Annotated in this window: 13 protein-coding genes and 1 pseudogene; 11 read left to right on the top strand and 3 right to left on the bottom strand. The window is 46.1% G+C overall.

The window, feature by feature from the left end; genetic code table 11:
* Nucleotides 1–2,950, top strand: a pseudogene (locus CCU_RS08450) (hypothetical protein); the annotation flags it as partial.
* A gap of 111 nt (nucleotides 2,951–3,061) precedes the next feature.
* Here the strand turns inward: CCU_RS08450 and CCU_RS08445 are convergent.
* On the bottom strand, nucleotides 3,062–3,817 hold the full coding sequence (locus CCU_RS08445; RefSeq protein WP_015534305.1) for a hypothetical protein: 756 nt from the start codon (nucleotides 3,815–3,817) through the stop codon (nucleotides 3,062–3,064).
* Between the two features lie 161 nt (nucleotides 3,818–3,978).
* Between CCU_RS08445 and CCU_RS08440 the strand changes: the two genes are divergently transcribed.
* From CCU_RS08440 to CCU_RS08420, 5 genes are all read left to right on the top strand, one after another.
* Complete coding sequence (locus CCU_RS08440; protein ID WP_015534304.1) at nucleotides 3,979–4,872, top strand: hypothetical protein; 894 nt, start codon at nucleotides 3,979–3,981, stop codon at nucleotides 4,870–4,872.
* 145 nt (nucleotides 4,873–5,017) lie between these two features.
* Nucleotides 5,018–7,525 carry a PAS domain-containing protein gene (locus CCU_RS08435; RefSeq protein WP_015534303.1) on the top strand — a complete coding sequence of 836 codons (2,508 nt, stop codon included), beginning with the start codon at nucleotides 5,018–5,020 and terminating at the stop codon, nucleotides 7,523–7,525.
* Between the two features lie 14 nt (nucleotides 7,526–7,539).
* On the top strand, nucleotides 7,540–8,532 hold the full coding sequence (locus CCU_RS08430) for a rod shape-determining protein (RefSeq protein WP_015534302.1): 993 nt from the start codon (nucleotides 7,540–7,542) through the stop codon (nucleotides 8,530–8,532).
* Nucleotides 8,533–8,571: 39 nt separating this feature from the next.
* On the top strand, nucleotides 8,572–10,914 hold the full coding sequence (gene recD2 / locus CCU_RS08425) for an SF1B family DNA helicase RecD2 (protein ID WP_208896117.1): 2,343 nt from the start codon (nucleotides 8,572–8,574) through the stop codon (nucleotides 10,912–10,914).
* The gene (locus CCU_RS08420) at nucleotides 10,911–11,642 is read left to right on the top strand and encodes a ComF family protein (protein ID WP_015534301.1); all 732 of its coding nucleotides are present in this window, start codon (nucleotides 10,911–10,913) and stop codon (nucleotides 11,640–11,642) included. The genes recD2 and CCU_RS08420 overlap by 4 nt, the downstream gene beginning before the upstream one ends.
* Here CCU_RS08420 and CCU_RS08415 read toward each other — a convergent pair.
* Nucleotides 11,639–12,298 (bottom strand): YesL family protein, encoded by a 660-nt coding sequence (locus CCU_RS08415; protein ID WP_022217511.1) that lies wholly within the window; start codon nucleotides 12,296–12,298, stop codon nucleotides 11,639–11,641. The genes CCU_RS08420 and CCU_RS08415 overlap by 4 nt on opposite strands.
* A gap of 42 nt (nucleotides 12,299–12,340) precedes the next feature.
* A complete protein-coding gene (locus tag CCU_RS08410) occupies nucleotides 12,341–13,753 on the bottom strand; it encodes an AAA family ATPase (RefSeq protein WP_015534300.1) in 1,413 nt (470 codons plus the stop codon).
* A 191-nt stretch (nucleotides 13,754–13,944) separates the two neighbouring features.
* Between CCU_RS08410 and hisA the strand changes: the two genes are divergently transcribed.
* The 5 genes from hisA (at nucleotide 13,945) to CCU_RS08385 (ending at nucleotide 22,647) form a co-directional block, all read left to right on the top strand.
* Nucleotides 13,945–14,721, top strand: coding sequence for a phosphoribosylformimino-5-aminoimidazole carboxamide ribotide isomerase (hisA, locus tag CCU_RS08405; protein ID WP_015534299.1), 777 nt, complete (start codon nucleotides 13,945–13,947; stop codon nucleotides 14,719–14,721).
* A gap of 1 nt (nucleotide 14,722) precedes the next feature.
* A complete protein-coding gene (locus tag CCU_RS08400) occupies nucleotides 14,723–16,996 on the top strand; it encodes a glycoside hydrolase family 9 protein (protein ID WP_015534298.1) in 2,274 nt (757 codons plus the stop codon).
* Between the two features lie 130 nt (nucleotides 16,997–17,126).
* Entirely contained in the window at nucleotides 17,127–20,129 is a 3,003-nt protein-coding gene (locus CCU_RS08395; RefSeq protein ID WP_243440878.1) for a GtrA family protein, read from the top strand.
* 231 nt (nucleotides 20,130–20,360) lie between these two features.
* Nucleotides 20,361–22,106, top strand: a complete 1,746-nt coding sequence (locus CCU_RS08390; protein WP_015534296.1) for an ATP-binding protein — start codon at nucleotides 20,361–20,363, stop codon at nucleotides 22,104–22,106.
* A gap of 157 nt (nucleotides 22,107–22,263) precedes the next feature.
* Entirely contained in the window at nucleotides 22,264–22,647 is a 384-nt protein-coding gene (locus tag CCU_RS08385) for a hypothetical protein (protein WP_015534295.1), read from the top strand.
* Nucleotides 22,648–22,815 lie beyond the last annotated feature (168 nt).

Genomic DNA, 22,815 nt, shown 5'->3' with positions numbered 1-22,815 from the left:
GGAGCATGTGTATGGTGAAGGTGTGAAAAAAGAGGCCACATGTACAGAGACAGGTGGAACAGTATACACATGCGCTAAATGTGGCTACAAAAAGATAGAGGATGAGGTTCCGGCTCTTGGGCATAGCTTTACAGATGGCGTATGTACGAGATGTAAAGTAACAGGACCAAAGACGATGTACGTGTACTGGAGATTATCGGAAACTGCTTCATCAGCCACATATGATCAGGAGTTCGAAGTAGGAAAGGATATAGAGACATACATATCTTTCTCGACGGCATCAGATAGCAAATCCGATGACAAATTCGTGTTTGATATAGCAGACCCGTCTATTATTTCGTATACCCCTTCGTCTAACTATGCTGGAACATTCCATATGAACAAGATAGGAGAGACAACGGTGACTGTATATCCGGTCGTGAATCCGGATATGAAGAGGGTAATCACTGTGTCGGTAACAGATGTGGGTGGTCATGACTATGTAATAAGTCAGGCAGAACCGGGATCTGGAGAGACAGAAAAAATTTGTTCAAAGTGCGGGACGACAAAAACGGTGACAATCCCGACGGCAATAACACGTACTGTATGGTGGAGTGATAGTAATGGATATTACAAGCCTGCTGATGTGGAAGTAGGTGATGAGATCAATCTGGAAGTAGATTATGCACCAACGAAGGTCGACAACTCTGAGTTTATAGTTACATCATCGGATGAAGGTATTGTAAAAGTGAGTGATCCGGAATCTTCTTATAGAAGATATGATGCTAAGCTTACGGCGGTCGGAACAGGTGATGTAACCATAAGAATAGTTCATAAATATGACAGCTCAATTTGTCAGGAATACACGTTCAATGTGGCAGATCAGGGGGGACATGAGTATGTCATATCAGAGGCAGATGAGGGTGAAAGCCAGACAGTAGAGACGTGTTCAAAGTGCGGATATGAGAAGATCGTGTCACTTCCTACCAGTATCAGATATGTGTATTGGCAGGAGAAGGACAGCGATAACAGGACTACTTCACCAAGTGAGTATGAAATTGGAGCGGAACTGAGTATAAATATAATGGATTGGCCAACGAGAGCGGACATACATGAGTATGCGGTTACATCGTCGGATGAGACTGTTGTAAAGGTGAATGAAGTGTCTAGGACTGCGGCATCACTTTCGGCAATCGGCAACGGCGTTGTAACGATTACGGTTGCCAGTAAATATAATCCGTGGGTGAAGGCTGAGTATGAACTTGATATAACAGAGATAGGCGGACATTCATACACTGCGGAAATAGTAAATGATGAAACTCTTGCACAGGCTGCGACCTGTACAACTGCTGCGAAATATTATTATTCCTGTGATAACTGTGGAAGAGTGAATCGCAAAAAGACATTTACACACGGGGATAGCCTGGGACATGATTACGCCCCAAAGTATGAGTGGTCAGCAAATGGCAACACTTGCAAGCTGGTTCTCACCTGTACCAGAGATTCGAGTCATGTGATCAGTGAACCGATGACTGTAACAAGCAAGATAACGCAGGCATCCTGCGAGAACGATGGTGCAAAGGTGTGTACAGCAAAATGCACGCTGAATGGCAAGAGTTATCAGAGTACCAAGAAGATAGCCATTGGTGCATTGGGACATAGATGGGATTCAGGCGTGGTTAAGAAAAAAGCTTTGTGTGCAGCAGAAGGTCTGATCAGATACACATGTGAGCGATGCCAAAAGACAAAGGATGAGAAGACAGAGCCACTCGGACATACCCAGGGAAAGGCTGTGTATGAGAATGTAAATCTGGCTACATGTCAGGCTGAAGGCAGCCGAGACAAGGTTATATACTGCACCGTGTGCAAGGCAGAACTCAGCAGGACTACTGAGATTCTTCCAAAGACAGACCATGATAGAACGCTTGTAGGAGAGAAGAAAGCTACCTGTATGGGCGGCGGATATACAGGAGATGTTGTCTGCAGCATGTGTGGTGAGATTTTTGAAACCGGTACAGCAACAGACCCAGTCGATCACAGCTACACAGCAAAGAAAACAACTGCACGATATCTGAAGAAGGCAGCAGATTATGATTCTCCGGCAGAGTATTACTATGCATGTGTATACTGTGGAGAAAAGGGTGAGACTAGCTATGCGTATGGCTCAAAGCTCACGCGTAAGAGCATATCGTCAGCAAAGGTTACACTTAACAAGACAGAATATACATATGATGGTAATTCGAAGAAGCCGGCTGTAACAGTAAAGCTTGGCGACAAAACGCTGGAGAAGGATACAGATTATACGGTTTCATACAATAAGAACAAAGCAGCCGGAACAGCAGAGGCTGTAATTATAGGCGCTGGCACATATCAGGGACAGAAGACGATCAATTTTACGATCAAAAAGGCGCCGAACAGCATAACGCTGAAAAAGCGCAGCTACAGAATAGAGATGTCAACCAGCTCGAAGAGAATATCTATTTCACAGAGCGTGAGCGCACGTGCCGGAAAGCTCAGCTACAGCTCGGATAAAAAAGCTGTAAAGGTAGACTCTGCTGGAACAATAACGATCGCAGCCCGGTATATAGGCAAGGCAAACATCACCGTATATGCTGGAGATTCGAATCATGTGAAGGTGAAGAAGATAATACCTGTTACTGTCAGCCCGAAGATACCAGGTATAAGCCAGATAAAGAGCCCATCGGCTGCGTCTGTAAGATTAAAGTGGGGAAAGATAAGCTGCGCAGATGGCTATCAGATCCAGTATTCAACAACATCAAACTTTAAAAAGGGTACATATGCATTCACGGTGTTAAGCGGTGGAAGCAAGACGACTGCGAGTCTTGGAGCAAAGCAGCGGATTAAAGGCGGAAAAACATATTATGTAAGGGTTAGAAGCTTTTCGAACAAGTTTGGCACAAGATGCTACTCAGCATGGAGCAAGACAAAGTCAGTCAGGGTGAGAAAGTAGCCGGAGATAACATATATATAAAGCTCAGCCTGTGTGATGGATTCAGTAGAAATCACACAGGCTGAGCTTTTCTTAATGTATATTCTTAAGACACATTCTTAATGCATATAGTTACTCGGCGGTCTCGCCACCCGAGGAGATATCGCCTTCGTCTGAACTGTCCTCGCTTGAGCTGTCAGAGCTGTCAGAGCCTGAGCTCTGCTGGGAACCCTCTATTGCAAGCATGGATGCATCAACCTGGGACAGCCCCGCCGGGTCAGCACAGTAATAGTCGCCGTCATCGGTTATCTTCACAGAGACCACAACAGGACTGCGGTAATCCATGTCTGCGGCTTTATTCTGAAGGATATCCGACACGCCCTGGGCAAATTCTTTCTCGTAATCTTCCTTTGTGGTGTTGTTGAAATCGCCGGCGCTGATCTTCTTGTTATAGTCGTCGATATATGCGAACACATCGTCAAATGCCTGATTGAGAATGTCCATAGGATACACGGTCACGTCCACATAGTAGTCGCTTCCGCTCTTATAGGCTCTTGACACCTCGTATTTGGCCTTGGAGTAGATGACCTTTGCGGTCTCGTCAAATATAGCATCCACCTCGTCTGTCTCTGCGTTGTTCAGTGAGTAATGATTGATGAGCTGGCCGGCCAGATAATCTATGCTGTCGCTGTACATGGCTGAGGCGTCCTCCTCGGAGCCGTCGTTGTCCTTCACGTATCCGTCAAAGCTTCCTTTGTAGTTGACGTCGAGAATGTTCTGCATGTATGTCTGATAGGTGGTCTTCTTGCGGTGAAGACAGCCTGTGAGTGATGTCATCACGAGGGTTGCCGCGAGACCTAATATGACAAGTTTTGAATGGTGTTTCATCTATATGATCCTCCGTAAAATTTAAATTCAATGAGCAGTTACAATATAGCATAAAAAAAGTGGTTTGTAATCATAAAAGGTAAAAATACTTTGCTTACAGAATTATGTGTGCTATAATTACGGAGTATCTACAATAGGATTAGTTTTTCGGAGGTAAGGTCATGGCAAAACAGGTAGAAGATGTTGTAACTGACGATAGAGTAGAATCACTGAAGACAGTGAAGTTTGGTGGATATGATAAGGCATCCGTTGATTACTATATTGATGAACTTAAGGAAAAGCACAATAAAGAAGTAGAGGAGCTTAAGGCGAACGTCAACAAGCTCAGCGAGGCTGTTCTGAGTCTCAAGACCATGAGAGAGGTCAATATGACAGAGTCTTCCAAGACCATAGAGACTCTCAAGAAGACCAATTCAGAGCAGGAGAGCGAGATAGAGTCACTCAAGGAGCAGATCAATGCATACAAGCAGAGAGAGCTTGAGAATGCAGGAAGATACGAGTCAATATCAAGAACACTTCTTGAGGCCCGTGAGAGCGCAGACGCACTGATCGCACAGACTGAGAAGGAGTGCACAGACAAGAAGAATACTATAACTGCAGAGCTCGAGGCATACGAGACAGATGTCAAGGAGAGATGCACAAAGCTCCAGACAGATACAGAGATACAGTGCCAGCAGATGTATGATCAGACCGAGGCAAAGTGCAACAGCATGAAGGATGAGGCATACTCAGAGGCAGAGAAGACAAGAAATAAATCTCACGCAGATGCAGAGGCTCTGTCGGCAAAGACAGATTACGAGTGCAAGGTTATGAGAGAGGAAGCTCAGAAGGATGCTGCCAATACAAGAAATGCAGCCACAGATGATGCAACCAGACTTCGCAACAATGTGAAGAAGGAGTGCGAGAGCGTAAGCAGATATATGTCAGATCTTCTGTCATCACTGGACAATGTTATTTCTGCATGTGCTTCAACAAAGGATGTTGCCGACAAGGCATTTACCGGACTGAAGAGCGAGGCAACTGCTATGGTTAGTGATGCTGAGGATGCACAGTAGTAATATATGATATATGGTAACATGAAACTTTTCTATGTGATGGGACATAGGAAAGTTTTATGTGCATTAAGGGGTAAATAATATACGGGGTGTATAATAATGGGATAAAACTGCACTTGTGCAGTGGATATATGGAGAGATATTTATGGAGATAAACAGACTTAGTGGTTATTCAGATTTTCTGGGAATAGTTGAATATCCTGCGGTTGTGTTCTGCGAGGATGGTGAAGTCCTCAGCATAAACAATGCCGCAGTTAAGATCGTGGGTTCGGATGTTGAATCCATTGCCATGGAGCCGGATAAGTTTATGGTCAGCGATGAGTTCTGGCCGACACTTGACGACAAGAAGGCTATCATATGGCACAGACTTGGACTTATAGTTAACGACAAGGACAGATATGTAGTCAGTGGATTTGTCAACCAGTTTGAATATGGTGACAAGAAGGCGTATATGGTATTGTTTGAGCTTCGATCAGACGTTACGATAGGAAGCGTGAGTCTTGAGAGGATCATAAACCATATAGGCGTTATAGCTCTGTATCTGTATAAGCCGGAGGGTGTATGGAGAACGAGATACGTATCTAAGAACATATCTGAGTATGGATATACAGATGGCAATTTCTACAGTGGGCTGGTGGGACTCAGCGACCTGCTCCCTAAGAGTGATTATGATCTTCTGATCGGACAGCTCTACAAGGTTCAGAATACCGGAGTGGATGATTTTGAGATGGAGACTAGGATCGTATCAGCTCACAGAGATATAAATAAGATGAGACTTAAGTGTCACATCGTGAGAACCACAGATGGCGACATGGATGGAATAGAGCTCCTGTTCATAAAGGACAAGGAGACCGGATACAATGAGGATCAGGCGGCGTATATATTATCTGCCATGTCTAAGATCAAGAGCTTTGTCATGGTGCAGCAGTACGAGAATGGCAGACCGATCTTCAAGTATATAACCCCGAACGCCAAGCAGATGGGAATAAATGTGGATGCCATCAAGCTTGGTGACAGACTCATAGAGGATTATATCCATCCGAAGGACAGAAGTAGGGTTATGGCGAATGTCAGAAACGCCACGAAGCGCGAGGACAAGGACTACGAGGAAGAGTTCAGGATAGTCAATGACAGAGGCGAGGTTATCTGGGTGAAGTCCCAGAGCTCTGTGACACAGGCGGCTGATAACACATACACGGTTGAGTATTTTATATCTGATATTACGGACAAGAAGGCTCTTGAGAACAGTGTTGAGCGCGCTAAGAAGGAGTTCGATGACAAGCTCTCATACATTATGAAGACAAATACCCAGTCGGATGAGGAAAGGAATCAGATAGATACCGAGAAGTGGACTCTGATAACGAAGGCGTTCTCTGCACTCACAGGACTTTATACAACTATCATAGATCCTGTGGGCAAGAAGATGGTTGAGCCGGCCGGCCCTCAGAATCATATGGGTTATTTCTATGATATGTTTGAGAAGCCTCAGTATAAGCAGATATATATGAAGCTCAATGAGGTAGTTCTCAGGAACAATGTTCCGGTTATGATGGAAATGGACGATGACATCACGGGAAGTATGATCTGTGGTGCACCGATCATGATAGATGGCAAGCATGTGGCAACATGGATATGCTGCTCATATGATGACGAGGATGCGAAGAAAATGGAGAGCGTATACAAGGTGCAGTGGCAGCTTGGACGCATTTTCTCCGAATACGCATTCAGCTCTCAGATCCTGGCAAAGGAGGCGATCCGTGCCAAGTCAGAGGAGGTCATAATGGAGAACAAGCTGCAGTGGCAGAAGATTCTGCTTGATGCCCTGAACACTTCAGATAAGAGCTCCCAGCAGGTTATCAATGACGTGATAGCACAGGTGGGCGAGGTCTTAAATGCTGACGTGGCAGCCCTGTATGTGAAGGACAAGCAGGGAGATCTGGATTGCCAGTATATCTGGTCCAAGAATCAGAGCATGTCTGCAGAGGAGTATGTGACAGAGTGGCAGCGCGCCAACATGAAGTTCAGATCATGGCAGAATGGTCAGGGCTCGGGCAAGCTGGTGGACAAGGGATACCTTGTGATAGATGCAAAGCATATGGATGAAGCAGCTAAGAAGATCATGTCAGGGGGTCCTGTTAAGAGCTTTACCGCAGTTCCTGTGTATGTCAATGGCAATTATGGAGCGGTATTTGTGCTGGCGAATACCTCTATCAACAAATTGTGGACCACAGAGGAGATTGAATTTGTAAAGCAGACAGGTGATGTACTCAGAAGTGCCCTTGAGAAGATAGAGAGCGATGACAGCGTTAAACGCATAAACAGTGTTCTCCTCGATACATATAACTATATTGATGAGGGTATATTTATTAGAGAAGTTGATACTGGAAGAGTGCTGTTCTCGAACAGGACTCTGAACGATATGCTTGGATATGATTTTACAGACAAGGACAGTAAGCTCCTTATAGAGAATCTCAGAGATAAGTACAAGCTCATGGGAGGTCCGGATCAGCATCTGGCTACGGACAGCAAGGAGGTCAACTGGAGAAGCTATATAAGAAGTCTCGACAAGATCATGGATTTGACTGAAGTTAGCATGAAATGGCTTGACGGCAGCAATGCATCTCTTGTAATATTAAGGGACGTGAACGAATAGAAGGGAGACTTGTGATGGCAAGCGCAGATATTGGTATAGATTTAGGTACAGCCAGTATACTGGTGTATGTGAAAGGCAAAGGAGTCGTACTCAAGGAGCCTTCAGTAGTTGCATACGACAGGGATACTAATAAGATAGTGGCTATTGGTGAAGAGGCGAGACTTATGCTTGGAAGAACTCCGGGTAATATAGTGGCCATCAGACCTCTCAGGCAGGGCGTAATCTCTGATTATACGATAACAGAGAAGATGCTCAAGTATTTCATACAGAAGGCTGTCGGAAGGAGTTATTTTGGAAGACGACCTAGGATCAGCGTATGTGTACCTTCTCAGGTTACAGAGGTTGAGAAGAAGGCAGTTGAGGATGCAACTTATGCGGCCGGTGCCAGGGATGTGTCCATAATTGAGGAGCCTGTGGCAGCAGCCATTGGCGCAGGAATAGATATATACAGACCATGTGGTAACATGATAGTTGATATAGGTGGTGGAACTGCCGATATAGCAGTCATCTCTCTCGGAGGTCCTGTTGTCAGTGCATCCATTAAGGTGGCCGGAGATGATTTTGATGAGGCAGTTGTCAGATTCATGAGAAAGAAGCATAACCTTCTCATAGGAGAGAGAACCGCCGAGGAGATCAAGATCAAGATAGGTACATGTTACAGAAGACCTGAGAATATAACGTTGGATATACGAGGCAGAAACCTTGTAACCGGTCTTCCGAAGACTGTTACGGTCACATCGGATGAGACGGAGGAGGCACTTCGTGAGCCTGCGTCCCAGATATGTGAAGCTGTTCATTCAGTTCTGGAGAGAACTCCTCCTGAGCTTGCTGCTGATATTGCAGATCGTGGGATAGTTCTGACCGGTGGTGGTGCGCTGCTCCACGGACTTGAGGAGCTGCTTGAGGAGAAGACAGGAATAACCACCATGACAGCGGAGGATCCACTCAGAGCGGTGGCCATTGGTACAGGAAAGTACATCGAGCTTCTCAGCGAGAAGAACAATTAAGACAGGAGCTGAGGACTCAGTCTTCAGAGGAGAGAAAACTTGGTAAGAGAAGGTTACGTAGAGAAAGTTATATATAAGAATGAAGACAATGGGTACGCCGTCTTCGCCGTTGAGGGCGAGGACGGCGAAGATATTTTTGTGGGGAATCTTCACGGCGTTGCAGAGGGGATCTATGTATCGGCGGAGGGGGATTATGTAGAGCATCCAACTTATGATTTGCAGTTCAAATTCACCTCATGTGAGATCAAGATGCCGGATGATGTGCTCAGTATTGAGAAGTACCTCGGTTCGGGCATCATAAAGGGTGTCGGAGAGGCTCTGGCAAAACGTATAGTGAAGAAGTTTCGCATGGACTCACTCAGGATAATCGAGGAAGAGCCGGAGCGCCTTGCGGAGATACGTGGAATATCAGAGAGGAAGGCCAGAGACATTGCCGTGTCATACAACGAGAAGAAAGAGATGCAGGATGCGCTCATGTTCCTGACCGGTCTCAATATCCCGGTGAACCTCGCTGTAAAGATCTACAATGAATACGGTGACGAAGTGTACGACATAGTGAGGACAAATCCCTATAAGATAGCAGAGGATATAACGGGCGTTGGATTCAGGACAGCGGACGAGATTGCGGACAGACTTGGTATCGGAAGAGATTCGGATTTCAGGGTAAGAGCCGCTATTATGTATGCCCTATCCGGTGCAAATGGACTTGGCCATATGTATATTCCCCAGAAGATGCTGGTAGACAAGACATATTCATTGCTGATGAATGAGTACATGCCATATGATCCGGAGCTTGAGATGTCTATATGCAATCAGATAATTGAGCTCAGCGTTGCCGGCAAGATAATCATAAAGGAGTTGAAGGACGATCCAGATTCAGGGGAGCTCCCAGATGTGAGTCTTGATGATCCGGTGGCTGACATAGACATGGATTTGCTGGATACGGAGTCAGAGTCAAACGTGACAAATGCCGTGTATGCAGCACCTAATTATTATATGGAGCTCAATTCGGCAAGACTTCTGTGTGAGCTCAACATAGATTTCTCAAAGGCAAAGCTCAAGATAGACAAGGTTGTTGAGACGGTAGAAAAGTCAGAGAATATGAAGCTGGCTGATGCCCAGAGACTTGCCATAAGAAATGCCGTGGATCACGGCGTTGCGGTCATAACCGGAGGCCCCGGAACCGGAAAGACAACGATCATAAATGTACTTATCAAGATATACGAGAGCTTCAGGATGAAGATAGTTCTCGCTGCGCCTACAGGACGTGCAGCCAAGAGGATAACAGAGGCCACAGGATACGGAGCACAGACCATACACAGAATGCTCGAGCTTACGGGCGGAGTGGAAGGAGAAGAGACTTCTGCGTATACATTTATGCGGAATGAGAGCAATCCACTTGAGGCCGATGTTATCATAATAGATGAGATGTCCATGGTTGACAGCAGCATTTTCTACAGTCTGCTCAAGGCTGTGGCTCCGGGCACAAGACTTGTGCTTGTGGGTGATTCGGATCAGCTTCCGTCAGTTGGCCCGGGAAATGTGCTCAAGGATATCATAGCGTCCGGTGTGTTCAGCGTGTCGGTGCTGGACAGGATATACAGACAGGGCGAGGACAGCGATATCATAGGCAATGCCCACAGGATAAAGGATGGAGAGCATGTGGAGATCAAGAACAAGAGCAGGGATTTCTTCTTTGTTCCAAGGAATGGCTATAATGAGATCGTGGCAGAGCTCAAGGTGCTTCTGACAAAGCAGCTTCCATCATATTTTGGTGTGGATAAATCGGATATACAGGTGCTGACACCTATGCGTAAGTATGATATGGGTGTTGAGAACCTCAACAAGCAGCTTCAGGATGTCCTCAATCCGGAGGGACACGGAAAGCCCGAGCATGACCGGGGCGATGTGGTGTTCAGACAGGGCGATAAGGTCATGCAGGTCAAGAACAATTACAAGCAGGAGTGGAAGATACTGGATCCGTCGGGCAGATTTGCCAAGGAGGAAGGAGTCGGAGTGTTCAACGGCGATATTGGATTTGTAAAGGCTGTTGACGACTACGAGCAGAGGATCGTGGTGGAATTTGACGATGGAAGACAGACTGAGTATCCATACAACCAGCTTGAGGAGCTTGAGCATGCATTTGCGATAACCATACATAAGTCGCAGGGAAGTGAGTATCCCGTGGTTGTGATCCCGCTTCTCAGATGCCCACCTAAGCTTTTGAACAGAAACCTGCTGTACACGGCGGTGACGAGAGCCAGAAGAAGCGTGGTCATAGTGGGCAATATAGGACTGGTAAATACGATGATAGACAATGAGGATGAACAGAAGAGATACACCTCATTTGCACTGAGACTCAGGGAGATGGAGAGAAGATGAAACGATGCGCAGATAAGTTCGGGTTCGGACGACTGCTCACGGATCTCCTGTATCCCCGCCGGTGTGCGATATGTGACGAGGTGCTTCCGATGGGAGAAGGGCTGATATGCAGAGGGCATAACAGCCTTCCCTATGTGAAGACTCCGTCATGTATGGTGTGCGGCAAGGAGGTCGACAGTGAAGAGCGGGAGCTCTGTCTGGACTGTGAAAAACATTCAAGAAATTTCGAAAGAGGTTTCCCCGTATTTAATTACGTGGAACCCGTCAAAGCCAGTGTTCTGGCGATAAAATACCATAACAAAAAAGAATATTGTGATTTTTACGGAGCTCAGATGGCGGAGAAGGTGCGCCCGTATGTCAGAAGGTATGGAATAGATGCGGTCACCTGTGTACCTTTGCACAGGAGAAAGCAGAGACAGCGCGGCTACAATCAGGCGGCTGTACTGGCGAAGGTTGTCGCTGATGAACTGGGGCTTCCATTCTGTGAGGATATGCTGGTGAGAAGAAAGTACACCACACCGCAGAAGAAATTGGACAACCTGGAGAGGGCAAACAACATAAAGACATCCATGGACATAGGCAGAGTGTACCCAGAGTACAGAAATATCCTGCTTGTGGATGACATATATACAACCGGTGTCACCATAGACGTGTGCGCCGGCCTTCTGAAGAAAGCCGGCGCACGCCATGTATATTATTCATCTGTATGTGTTGGCAAGGGGTGTTAGTCCTCGTCTGTATCGTCAACTATATGGAAGTCCTCGTCGCTCTTCTCTTCCTCCTCCGGCATGTACTCGTTGAAGATGTGTACAAATACCAGTGAGCACAGATAAGCGTGAAGTCCTGCGACACATATGAGCATAAGACCGAGCACGGTGGAGCTGAAATAGCATCCCGCTGCGATCGCTGCCGTTATCGCAACCATGAGAAGTGTCCATGGAAGATTCTTGATGGACATGAGGAATGCGTTCTTGATGGTCGCTTTGACTGTGTTCTCAAACTGCGCCTGAAGTGGGAATACATACAGGACAGTGAACAGGTAGATAAGTGACATGATGGTGAATATGACCAGCATACTCTTGATGTTCCTGCTCACGGCGAACCACATGTCAAATGCACACAGGACACCGGCAAGCAGAGCCAGAACTCCTATCCCTGTAGCCTGTTTGAAATTCTCCCTGAAGCTCTTGAAGAACAGCTTGACCACGCCGCCCTGACCGTTTCTGATGCATTTCATGGTGGTGTAGTAGAGTGCTGTGGTCGATGCACCTATCGTGAGGATTGGCAAGGAAGTCAGCAGCCACAGAAAATGCAATATTACTATATCGCACACTATGGTTAGAAAATTCATGATAGGATTATCTGTCGATAATGATCTGTTCAAAATAAAATACCTCTCTTTCTTTATCCAAAAAATATTACAAGCCTAAGCCATCAGATCTTCCTTTGTAAGGGTCTCAAGTGTGGCTACGTCAATGTTGTCCATGGAAACTATTCTGGTGGCCTGCCTGGATATGGCGGATTCCATAAAGTTACGGACTTCACGGGCGTTGGCAAATGTATCGTCGTGATGTGCGGCTTTGTCGTGCCAGTATTCTGAGGCGTATGCGCGGGCATCATCGTCCAGCTTGTATTCCTGCTTGGAACACATGCTCTCGAAGATGGACATAAGCTCGTCCCCGGTGTAATCCTCAAATGTGATGAATTTGTTGAATCTGGAACGAAGTCCCGGGTTGGAGCTCAGGAACCGTTCCATGAGATCCGGGTAGCCGGCAACTATGACTATGAGATCATCTCTGTGATCCTCCATAGCTTTGAGCAGCGTGTCCACTGCCTCCTGGCCGAAATCATTCTCACCTTTGCCTGCGGTGAGAGTATAAGCCTCATCTATAAATAAGATCCCGCCGAGGGCTGATTCTATGACCTCGGTTGTCTTGACGGCTGTCTGACCAATATATCCCACAACAAGTCCGCCTCTGTCGACCTCGACAAGCTGTCCTCTTGACAGTATGCCCAGACCCTTATAGATATTTGCAAGAAGTCTTGCCACCGTGGTCTTTCCTGTTCCCGGATTGCCGGAGAATACAAGGTGGAGAGATACGGACGGTTGTTTCATGCCGTTTTCCTCGCGGAGCTTCTTGATCTTCAGAAGGTTTACGAGGTTGGTGATGTCCTTCTTCACGCTCTCGAGTCCGGTCATGGAATTCAGTTCCTCGAGAAGAGTGTCCACATCCTTGACGGGTTCAGCCCTTTCGGAAGCTGTCGACTTAGCCGGAGTCTGTGAGACTGGGGAAGCACTCTTTGGGAGTGCGTTGTACTTGTCGAGCAGTGGGCTTGGATCTATGGCGTATAGGTTCATGGACTTGAGATATTTGTCGAGCATGAGGCAGTAGCCTGTGAGCCTTGCTATCTCGTTGTCGTCAGTCATGTTGTTGCAGGCGATGAATTCCTGACCCATGAGCTTGAACATTCTGACGTAATCTCTGGAACGGTATACTGATCTGGGATTTACCTTTGCCCGGGCCAGATCGCCCTGTACAAAATATGTAAGGGATCTAGGTGGTGTCACGGCAAAATCCCCGGTTGTTCTCTCATATTTGAATGTGCGGAATTTGTCTGTTGTAAAGTGCTGGTTCAGGTATTCGCGGACAAATTTTATCTCCAGGGTAAGTTCTGCCTGGTCGGAGCTGGACAGATATGCAAGAAACTGAAGCAGGTCAAACTGAAGCATCTCTCTTGTCTTGAGTCCTGTCTTCTGGCGCGCACCGTAGCCGTCGTTGTCCAGCGAATCGGCATAGGAATAGCAGTTGTCCAGTTCGGCTTTTAGTGAGTAATTCATAAGTTGTTCCCCATCCTTTCCATAAAGCACATAATTGTATCTATTGTAAAGCCTTTGGCCCATGTAATCAAATAAAGTTTTGCCTGGTTAATCCATTTATTGTGTCATATTTGTATTTTGTATGATAAAATAGCAGTTATATGAGCAAAATTTACACCAAAAGGTGACAAAAGCGACAGGAGACAGACGATATGAGATTCAGACCATGCATAGACATACACAATGGACAGGTAAAGCAGATAGTTGGAGGCAGTCTCTGTGATGAGGGTGACAGAGCAGATGAAAACTTTGTATCACAGAAGGACGGAGACTTCTTTGCTGAACTGTACAAAAGCTATGGACTTAAGGGTGGTCATATCATACTTCTCAATCCTGCGTCCAGCGAATACTATGACGCCGATGTAAGACAGGCACAGCTCGCTCTGGCTGCATATCCGGGAGGACTGCAGATAGGCGGGGGAATAAATGCTGACAATGCACAGCGGTTCATAGATATGGGTGCGTCACATGTCATAGCCACATCATTTGTGTTCAGGGATGGAGAGATCAACTACGACAACCTGAAGGCACTTGAGAAGGCTGTGGGCAGAGAGCATCTAGTGTTGGATCTGTCCTGCCGGAAGAGGGACGGAGAGTATTATATTGTCACTGACAGATGGCAGAAATTTACAAATGTAAAGGTGGAGGAGGCAACGCTTGACCGGCTCTCAGAATACTGCGACGAGTATCTCGTTCATGCGGTGGATGTGGAGGGCAAGGCGTCAGGCATAGAGACCCATGTTGCGGACATGCTTGGAAGATGGGGAAAGTTGCCGATGACATATGCCGGAGGTGTGGCATCATTTGACGATCTGGAACAGCTCAGAAGTCTCGGAAGGAACAGGATAGACGTGACCATAGGGAGTGCACTGGATATCTTTGGGGGACATATGGCGTTTCAGAAGATTATAAGGTTTATGGAGGGTTAACATGGCAAAGATGAAGAAGGTACTGGCCATTGCGATGGCTGCGGCTATGGGTATGTCCATGCTGGCTGGCTGCGGAGGTCAGGGCAAGGACGATGTGACAGAGGCGACAAGCCAGGCGGAGACCAGCGAGGCTGCGACCTCGGAGGAGAAGACAGAGGAGGCTGCTTCGGAGGAGGCTGAACAGGAGAAGACAGAGGTCAAGGCAGGGGATGTCCTGATAGACCTGAACTTTGATGACAATGACACGGACGAGTGCCATACATATTCAAATGGCGGACAGGCCGTACTCGGAGCAGAGAACGGAGAACTGTGTCTGGATATAACCGGAACAGGAAGCCTAGATTATGCGAACCAGATATACTATGACGGATTTGAGCTCAACCAGGACTGTGTGTATGAGCTGTCATTTGACGTGCACAGCACCATTGAGAGAGGAATTCAGTACAGACTTCAGATAAATGGCGGTGATTACCACGCTTATGTGATGGATGACATAACGATAGGCACTGAGACACAGCACATATCCAACCAGTTCACCATGAGCGAGGCATCGGATCCGGCACCTAGAATGTGTATGAATCTGGGACATTTCGAGGGCGTTGGTGATGACAGCGTGCCTCACAAGGTATACTTTGACAATATCAAGCTCACTGTAGTTGACGCCTCAAGCGCACAGAGCGTTGAGGGTATTCCTGATCCAAAGCTGGTTGGCATCAACCAGATGGGTTACGGCAAGGATGCGAAGAAGCTTGCCACAGTGACTGACAGAGACGCCAAGAGCTACGAGGTAAAGAGCGTCGCTGATGACAAGGTAGTCAGCAAGGGTGACGTATCTGGCTGGGATTACGATCCTGCTGTGGGCGACAAATGTGCGGTTATAGATTTCTCTGATGTCAAGGATCAGGGTACATACAAGATAGTTCTCGACACCGGAGCAGAATCATACGAGTTCCCTGTTGGGGATGGCGTGTATGACGATATATACAAGGCGTCAGTGCTCATGTTCTATGACCAGAGATGTGGAACAGAGCTTGATTCAGCCATAGCCGGTGATTTTGCACACGCTGCATGTCACACGGGAACTGCCATAGTGTACGGCTCAGATGTTGCAAAGGATGTGACCGGCGGATGGCATGATGCCGGAGACTACGGAAGATATGTTGTTCCGGGCGCAAAGGCGGTACAGGATCTGCTCCTTACATATGAGGATTCAGAGTATGCGGCAAAGGACGACGCTATCGGAATACCTGAGAGCGGCAACGGTGTTCCTGACGTTCTGGATGAGGTCAGATACGAGCTTGACTGGATGCTCAAGATGCAGGATGAGACCAGCGGCGGAGTTTATCACAAGGTTACCGGAGAGGTGTTCCCTGAGATGGTGGCTGCTGTTGAGGAGACTGCACAGATGATACTCTCACCTATATCCAACACAGCAACAGGCGATTTTGCGGCTGTTATGGCAAAGGCTTCAGTTGTATACAGAAAGTACGATGCAGCATTTGCAGATTCATGTCTTGCTGCAGCTCAGAAGGCATGGAAGTATCTTGAGCAGCATCAGGGAGATGCAGGCTTTAAGAACGTTGGAAGCATAGTTACAGGTGAGTATCCTGACAGCAATGACAGCGATGAGTACCTGTGGGCAGCAGCGGAGCTGTATATCGCAACAGGTGATGAGAGCTACAATGATTATGTGAAGACAGCCATCGAGGGAAGCGTTAAGTACGGCCTTGGATGGGCGGATGTCGGATATTATGGAATATATGACTACTGTGTAAATGTAAAGGACTGCGCAGCAGAGAAGGAGATACTTAAGAAGGGTGCTGACAAGCTTGTAGATAACTATGCCGGCAGCGGCTTCGGTTCAACAACAGGCGGCTCTTATGTATGGGGAAGCAACATGGTCGTTGCGGATAACGGAATCCTTCTGCTCATGGCATCAAAGGTTCTGGGCGACGATTCATATGTGGACTATGCGGCAGACCAGCTCAACTATATACTTGGAAGAAATGCAGTCAGCTACTGTTATGTGACAGGATATGGTTCACAGACTCCTGAGAATCCACACCACAGACCTTCAGAGGCACTGGGCAAGGCAATGCCTGGAATGCTTGTGGGCGGTGCCGATGGAAACCTTGAGGATCCATATGCGAAGGCTGTTCTTGCAAAGATTCCAAAGGAGAGATGCTATGTCGACAACGCACAGAGTTATTCATGTAATGAGGTAACGATCTACTGGAATTCACCTCTTGTATATCTTCTTGCGAACTTCAAGTAGCAAATATTTAAGAATATGTAACTATAATTAGTACATCATATTTGATATAACTATTGAATATCATGTAAGGAATCGGTATGGAAATATGAATGAATATGTAGACAAAATAAAAAAGCTTATGGAGAAAGAGATGGTCAGATATGTTATAGCCGGAGGAATGACCACGGCTGTGAATCTTGTATCATTCTTTGTGTTGAGACTTGTGACGGATCTGTCGCGAAGTGCGGCGAATATCATAGCGATAATGCTTGCCATATTATTTGCTTACTTTGCAAATGGATTTTACGTGTTCAGGTCGGAGCAGAGGAAGAGCGTAGGCCGGATCATAAGGGAGTTCATATCATTTGTGGGCATGCGTCTGTTTGCCATGGTGGTGGAGGTCGTTGGAACCAACCTGCTGTGCGACTCCTTCAGATACAATGAGTTTATATCAAAGATAATAATTCAGGTAGTTGTACTTGTAATAAACTATATATTCAGCAAATGCTTCGTATTTAAGAAGGATAAAAAGCCTGTAAAGGATATATTTGCTGACAACTATATCATGATAATCGCTTTTATCATCCCGGCGATATTTATGTTCGTGCTGTGGGTGGTGGCGGAGATAGGACCATTTGGCGGACACAGCCTTACCATGGTGGACAGTCTTCACCAGTATCTGCCATTCTTCTCTGATTATCATGACAAACTGGTGAACGAGGGAAGCCTGTTCTATACGTGGGACATAGGCATGGGAAGCAATCTGCTTGACATAATCGCCTACTATATGGCTTGTCCTCTGAACTTTATAATCGTGCTGTTCAGTAGGGAGCATCTGTACATAGCGATGTGCGTGCTCATAAGTATCAAGATAGCTCTGTCCGGTATGACCATGGCGAGCTATCTTGGATACAAGTGCAGGAACAAGAACAACCTGCTCATCATTCCATTTGCTGTGGCATATGCACTCAGCAACTATGTCATAGGATATTCATGGAATCTCATGTGGATGGACTGTATACTGATACTTCCGCTTATCATGCAGGGCTTCGAGCAGATGATGGAGGACGGCAGCAACTACAGACTGTACACACTCAGTCTGTTCTACGGACTTCTGTGTAACTACTATATATGTTTCATGATATGTGTGTTCCTGGTTCTCCAGTTTATACTCACCAATCACAAGAACATATACAAGGGCGCAGAGGACACTTTGAGATTTGCGGGAACATCTGTCATGGCTGCGGCTATGTCTGCGTTTCTGCTGATCCCGGCTTATATCGGGATTAACACCACGGCGTCTGCCACCAGACATTTCCCTAAATGGGAGTGGTACGGAAGCATATGGGATATGATAAAGCAGATGTTTGTCTTGACTGAGCCGATAAAGAGCCAGCAGTTTGACGGCGGTGTGAACCTGTACTGCGGTACATTTGCCATACTGCTGATAGGAATATATATTTTCAATACAAAGATCAAATGGTACGAGAAGCTTAAGAATGTGATACTGATCGTATTTCTCATGATGAGCTTCAACAATACGCTGCTCAACTATATATGGCACGGCTTCCATGATCAGTACGGAATCCCGAACAGATTTTCATTCCTGTTCATCTTCATTCTGCTGAGCATGGGATACGAGGCCATTGCAAATACAGACAAGAAGCAGATACCGGGAATAGCCCTGGGAATCATCGTGGCGTTCGGTTTACTGGTTTATGCAGACAAGAATATTGATATGGACAGGACGGTAATTATTCTCACATGGGTGCTGTTTGTTGTGTACTCGGTGGGAATCCTGGTGCTGGGACTTGTCCGCGGCAAAGGCAGATTCGCAGTGGCAGCTATACTTTCAGTGTTGTGTCTGACTGAGATCGTGTTCAGCGCGGCAAAGGGATACGAGAGCAACGGAACGGTGAACATACCGGATTACTATGGCGATGCTGCTAGTGTGCAGGCCGCTATAGATTCTGTTAAGACAGGCCATTTTCCATATAGAACGGAGCTCAACAACACCAAGGTGGTGGATGAATCTACCTATTACAATATGCAGGGAGTCAGCCTGTTTGGTTCGACGGTTTCAAATGACCTTGTGAATGCCATGCACGGACTTGGTTTCTACACAGGTGCCAATGAGTTTCTGTTTGACGGAGCAAATCCGGTGTCAAGTTCGGTTCTGGGCATAAGATATTTGTTCAGGAGACAGGATGAGCATATGTCCTACGATATGGACTATGTGGATACAGTGGATGGCGTTGATGTATACCAGAACAGCCGGGCGCTCAAGCTGGGCTTCATGGTGAATAACGAGCTGAAAGACTGGACTTCTGATGCATCGAATATGTTTGACAGTATAAATAATTTCGTGGAAAAGTCGACTGGGGTGGCTGGTACGTTCAGCCAGATATATCCGGAGGTAACTGGCTCTTCAAATGACATCACGATAACACATGACAATCCGTACAGTGAATACTTTGGACTTTCCAATATCACACCGGGTATCGTGAGCTTTGGACTCAGCTTTGACATAACAGAGGAACAGAATGATCTGTACATCATAGCGAACTGCAATGGAATCACCAAGATAAGGATATATGTGAACGGTGAGGAGCAGAATTACGAGAGACTTCAGTACCAGACATACCATGTGGGACATCTGACAAAGGGAACCAACGTGGAGGTCGAGTATTATTTCTCTGCGGGTGTACCTGACAATACATCTGCAAGACTTACTATAGCCACTCTCAACGGTGCTGCATTTGACCAGGCGTATGAGAGCTGGGCTGACAATCAGTTAAATATCAACAAATTTGAGGATGGATATGTGAAGGGACATATATCAGTCGATGAGGCTGGCCTGATGTTCACATCCATACCATATGATTCGGGCTGGACTGCCTATGTTGATGGCAGAAAGACCGATATACAGACTGTTGCGGGAGCATTTATCGCACTGGATCTCGAGAAGGGAGACCATGTGATAGAGTTCAAGTATTTCCCTAGAGGACTCAAGAGCGGCCTGATATTCACATTTGCCGGATGGCTTGTGTTTGCACTGCTTATGAATGCGAAGACCATCAAGGAGAAGCGCGGCAGCAAAAAGGGGAAGCCAGAGGATGAGGATCGGACAGATGATGAAGCAGCGATAGAGTAATGCAGATCTGTTGATAGATAAAATATGCATAATAACGAGGTAGAATGGCTGGGAGACCATAAAAAGTAGTCCAATATGTACAAAATAACAGAGAAAATTTGTACATTATTCAGCATAAAAACTATATGAGCGTTGACCTTAATAATTATTTATAATATAATGTATCCATGTGGATATGCATAGGAGTGTCTATGTGGCAAACGCAATATTTATAGAAACAGAGGTGCATTAATGGACAAAATTAAGGAAATTGGGATTAAGCCGCTTGCACTGGCCATGGCTGTTCTGGCTTTGCTGGCGGGAGTGCTGGGAGTCGCCGGTATAGGTGTGGGAGCTATTATATGTGGCGTCCTGGCAGCGGTCGTTGCTGTTCTGGTATTACTGGTATTCGGAGATGGCAACATGGGATCAGCAGGAAAGTCTGATAAGTATAAGAAGCTTTTCATGAACCTTCCTATAGGATTTGCACAGGCGAGGATCGTTAATGATCCTGTCAACGGAACAAACTACGAGATAGTAGACGCCAATGAGATATTTGGGGAGTATTTCAAGCTCGATGTGTCTGACTACAAGGACAAGATACTGAAGGAGAGCAAGATAGAGGTACTTCAGGATATCAATGCATGGTTCACAGCTTATAACAACTCCGGCACCAAAGAGGGAGATCTGATGGATGTTGAGATCACCATGGAGTCACTTCAGAAGGTGTTCAACACGGTTATGTATAAGTCTGAGGCTGATTACATCAACATGGTAGTCATAGATGTGACCAAGCAGAAGGAGACTGAGGAGAAGCTCAGCAAGGCCATCGTGGATGCGAATGCAGCATACAAGACACAGGCCGAGTTCCTTGCAAACATGAGCCACGAGATAAGAACACCTATAAACGGTATTCTCGGTATGCTCCAGCTCACACTTATGGCTGAGGATCTTCAGGCTGATTACAGAGATAACCTTATCACAGCTAAGAACTGTGCAGACACACTGCTCAGACTTATCAATGATATTCTTGATATAAGCAAGCTTGAGGCTGGTAAGTACAAGATCAAGGAAGAGACATTTGACATCAGGACTGCCATTGAGGACACAGTTGCTGCACAGGTTCCGATCGCAACCAACAAGGGACTGCAGCTCGACTGTTCATTTGGAAGCAATATTCCAAAGCTTGTCCGCGGTGATGGACAGAGAATCCAGCAGGTTCTCAACTGCCTGCTTTCAAATGCTATCAAGTTTACATCCGAGGGAAGCGTAAGAGTCAAGATAGCATCCATGGATGATGGGGACAACAAGATTAAGATCAGAATGGCAGTTGCAGATACCGGTATAGGTATCTCAGAGGCTAACATGAGCAAGCTGTTCATAAGATTCAGTCAGGTAGATGCATCAGATACAAGAAAGTACGGTGGTTCAGGTCTGGGACTTGTCATCACCAAGCAGATTGTTGAGCTGATGGGTGGTAACATAACAGTTCAGAGTAAGGAAGATATAGGTTCAACATTCATCGTCGAGATACCACTCAAGGTTATCAAAGCGGCAGATGCAGCAGATGAGTTCCTCAAAGAGAAGGAGGAGCCAGCGGTATTCTCCATCAATGCACACAGCAAGGCAAGGATACTTGTTGCAGAGGATGAGCCGGTCAACCAGCAGGTTATCGGTAAGCTTCTCGGTATGGCAGGATTCTCATACGATATAGCTGAGAATGGCCAGAAGGCTGTTGAACTGTTCAAGACCAAGATATATGATGCGGCACTGTTTGACGTACAGATGCCAGTTATGGACGGTATAGCAGCTACACAGGAGATCAGGGAGATAGAGCGCAAGGAGAAGAGAAAGAGACTTCCGATCATTGCGGTTACGGCGAGAGCCATGTTCGGTGACAAGGAGAGGATCCTTGAGAACCAGCTTGATGATTATATCGCAAAGCCTTATAATCTCAATGATGTGGTTGATACACTGAATAAGTACATAGACGACTGATGTGAAAGGCCATAAGTATACATGACATAGTGAGAAACAAAGTCAAATAAAAAATCGGGGATTATGGAATCAACACCCATATTCCCGGTTTTTTTAGTTTTACATGGATATATTAAGGCAGATAAAGAAAGATCTATATTACATGGAGGTATATGATATGTCAGATTTTTTCCAGGATGTGTTCAACAAGACCAAGAAGTTTGCAAATAATGCGGTGGATGAGACGAAGGACGCAGCGCAGAAGGCAAAGCTCAACAACAAGATATCAAATGAGGTGCAGATGATCGACAGGAACATGGTTGAGATCGGCAAGTATTTCTACGAGCAGAACAAGGAGAATCCACCTCAGGAGCTGCTCCAGTATTTCAACAATGTAAAGGTTCTTCAGGACAGTATAGCCATAAGCAGGAGCGAGATACAGAACATTGATAATGCCATGGCGGCAAGGAAGCAGGCTGATATGAATCCTAATCAGAGTCCTAACCAGAACTATAACCAGAACCCAAATAACAATCAGAACATGGGAAATGGACAATTTTAGTAAAAAAAATTATATATACATGCTGTAAAATCAGAAGCCCGTTCGTAACAGGACGGGCTTTTTGTATATTGAAATTGGGCAATATACAGCCTGTATATAGCCGCAATTTATAAAATTTTCTTTATGAAATCCCCCCTTTACAAAGGCTGAGAGAGGGTGTAAGGTGTG

It is taken from the genome of Coprococcus sp. ART55/1, from assembly GCF_000210595.1.
Classification (GTDB): domain Bacteria; phylum Bacillota; class Clostridia; order Lachnospirales; family Lachnospiraceae; genus Coprococcus; species Coprococcus aceti.
The sequence above is the reverse complement of the archived record's forward strand: the minus strand, read 5'-3'. Positions and strand labels throughout refer to the sequence as shown.